The following is a 2,109-nucleotide window of genomic DNA, read 5'->3' as shown; positions in this document are numbered from 1 at the left end:
TGGACTAACCGAATATATCCTTTTATTTAACATAACAAGGCGGAAGAGAAGCATGAAGCTTTCTTCCGCCTTGTTTTATTTCCCGCCATAAAATCAAGTCTTTGTCAAAATCGTTTCTGCCATAACTTATAGTCAAAACTATCAACATTTATATAGATTCCAAATAAATTAAGATAGTATACAAAGAAGGCAAACAAAGAAATAATATTGACGTAAAATAGAATTTGGAGAGGTGTATAAGACAAAGTAGAAAAAAGATATAACTCTCTTTTCTACTTTATAATGTTAAATAAAAGGACAAGAAAAAGCAAACCTGATTATTTGATTTTTTATCATCAGAATTGATTACAGCAGTTCTTATATAAGCAACCATTTCCATAATGGCAGGACTTCGATGCGCAGGTCGGCCTCCTCAATGACATCTTCTTCTTCCCACGTTATAATCTGCAGTTTTTTTAACGGATATGTCTGTGATATTTTTATTAAAGCACGGACTTCCCGTTCACGCGTGTCACTCTGCGATAATGACAGGGATACCTGAATGGCTGAGTGTACAGACGGAATATAAAAATCAATCTCCACATTCTTTTTATAGTAAAATACACCTTCTTGATATCTCTTTTTCAGCTCAATGGCAACCAGGTTCTCCAAAAGTTTACTTTCCGGTTCAATGATAAATGTATTCAATAATCCGTTGTCAAAGAAATATCTTTTTTTGATACTCTCTTTTTCACTTAACTTATCTGAGAAATTCGAAATGCCAAAAAGGAGATAGGCATCATTGAGATATTGCAAATAGTCAACAAGCGTATTGTATGACAGGGAGCAGCCGGCGGATTTTATGACTCCCAATATACGTGCCAAAGCTAATGGCTGCATGATACTTTCTGCCAGCTTTTTGACAATCAGCCTGATAGAACTTTCATTTCTGATATCATTACGCGAAATGACATCTCCCAACAGTATTTTCTGAAATAAGGAGTTGAGCCATGAGCGTTTGTCTTTTAGCGGAAATGTCTCGGCAAATCCACCAAAGTAAAAATAGGTCTCGAATTTCTTTACCAGTTCGGCTTTAACCTTCAGATTATATTCCCAGTTGGGCACAAGGTCAAAGTGTTGGTATTTCAGATATTCAGGAAAAGAGAATGGATATATTTCTTTAGCGATAAATCTGCCTCCCAAAGTGGTATATATCTCCTTACTCAGCATTTGTGCATTACTTCCCGTAATAAAAATTCGATATTTGGAATCAGCCAGACGACGTACAAACTTTTCCCATCCTTGTACATTCTGTATTTCATCCAAATAAATCCGTGGTTTATAAGAATATAATTCATGATAGGCTTCAACAATAAGTCCCAATTCCTCAACTTTGATGTCTGCAATGCGCTCATCCTCGAAATTGATATAAAGAATTTCTTCTATCCGGACTTCCTTTTTTAGCAACAGCTCCTGTATGTGTTGAAACATTAAATATGACTTGCCGGCCCGACGAAGTCCGACGAAGACATAGTTACATGTTTCTTCCAGTTCAAGTTCCCGAGGCATGATTTCCATAGTGGGAATCTCATTTTGCTTCTCTATAATCAGGCTTTTAATCACTCGTTTTTCCATGACCCTTCTATTTAGTACAACAAATATAGCAATAATCATTCAATATACAGAAAGATTATTTGCAATAATTTGCAGATATGTTATTGATAAACGACTTTTCCCATGTGTTTGTTTATCTCTGCTCATGGTTGTAGACTAAAAGAGCCGTCTTTATAATATTCTGGTGAAAGAAAGAGTGGTCTTCTGGGAGGCTGCTCTTTCATTCGTTTGTCGGTTCGCAATCCTATAATAAAGTCTTCTTCTTTCTTGTTCGATTCCCCTTAAAAGGTTATCTTTGGTAAAAATAAAATGATATGGGAAGAATTATCAATCCGTTTACGAACGTTGGATATATATACTCAAGAATATGGAAACGCTGAACAGACTGCCTTTCAAAGCGCGCAAAGCCGTCTTTGAGAAACTGGAGAAGATTGTGGATATCGCTTCCCTGAGTAAAGAGGAGCGGATAAAGTATGATGAGAGCATCAAAGTATACAGGGATAATCTGGCGACGAT

1 protein-coding gene and 1 pseudogene are annotated in these 2,109 nt (G+C 36.3%); one reads left to right on the top strand and one right to left on the bottom strand.

The window, feature by feature from the left end; genetic code table 11:
- Positions 1-357: 357 nt before the first annotated feature.
- Positions 358-1,614: an ATP-binding protein gene (locus IR173_RS17920; protein WP_237040866.1), complete on the bottom strand. Its 1,257-nt coding sequence runs from the start codon at positions 1,612-1,614 to the stop codon at positions 358-360.
- A gap of 316 nt (positions 1,615-1,930) precedes the next feature.
- Between IR173_RS17920 and IR173_RS17915 the strand changes: the two are divergent.
- Positions 1,931-2,109: pseudogene (locus IR173_RS17915) on the top strand (PD-(D/E)XK nuclease family transposase); the annotation flags it as partial.

This window comes from Phocaeicola faecalis (assembly GCF_021730445.1).
Classification (GTDB): Bacteria; Bacteroidota; Bacteroidia; order Bacteroidales; family Bacteroidaceae; genus Phocaeicola; species Phocaeicola faecalis.
This window is presented reverse-complemented; position numbering and strand designations above follow the sequence as displayed.

What these genes read in the sequence shown, in the direction of transcription:
- IR173_RS17920 (WP_237040866.1), bottom strand. Translation starts at nt 1,614, where the DNA reads ATGGAAAAACGAGTGATTAAAAGCCTGATTATAGAGAAGCAAAATGAG.